Here is a 524-nt window from a genome sequence, read left to right as displayed (position 1 = left end):
TGGAGAGGCTGGAGAAACGATGCCCGCGTTAAACATGGTTAGAACGAACACGCCAGTCATACCACCTGCAATAGCCGCAAGGATCAGACGTGGGTTCATTAGAATATACGGGAAGTAAATCTCGTGAATGCCACCGAAGAAATGGATGATGGATGCACCGCCAGCCGTTTGGCGAGCCGTACCTTTGCCAAAAACCATGTAAGCCAGCAGGATACCCAAGCCCGGACCAGGGTTCGCTTCGATCAAGAAGAAGATCGATTGACCAGTCTCAGACGCTTGCTGAATACCCAGTGGAGAGAAGATGCCGTGGTTGATCGCGTTATTTAGGAACAGGATCTTCGCTGGCTCAACAAAAATAGAAGTCAGTGGCAGAAGGTGCGCTGAAACAAGGAAGTTTACGCCTGCTGCCAATGCGCCTGAAAGCACTTTGACAAATGGACCGATAAGGAAGAAAGCCAAAATGGCGCACAGCATACCAATGATGCCCGCAGAGAAGTTGTTAACCAACATCTCGAAGCCGCTTT

1 protein-coding gene is annotated in these 524 nt (G+C 50.0%); it reads right to left on the bottom strand.

From position 1 onward, the window contains the following. A partial coding sequence (locus R7Z50_RS30950; protein WP_318150208.1) for a PTS transporter subunit EIIC occupies nt 1-524 on the bottom strand: 524 nt, incomplete at both ends.

The organism is Vibrio sp. 1249-1 (assembly GCF_033340495.1).
Note: the sequence above shows the minus strand (reverse complement) of the source record. Positions and strands in the feature narration are given on the sequence as shown.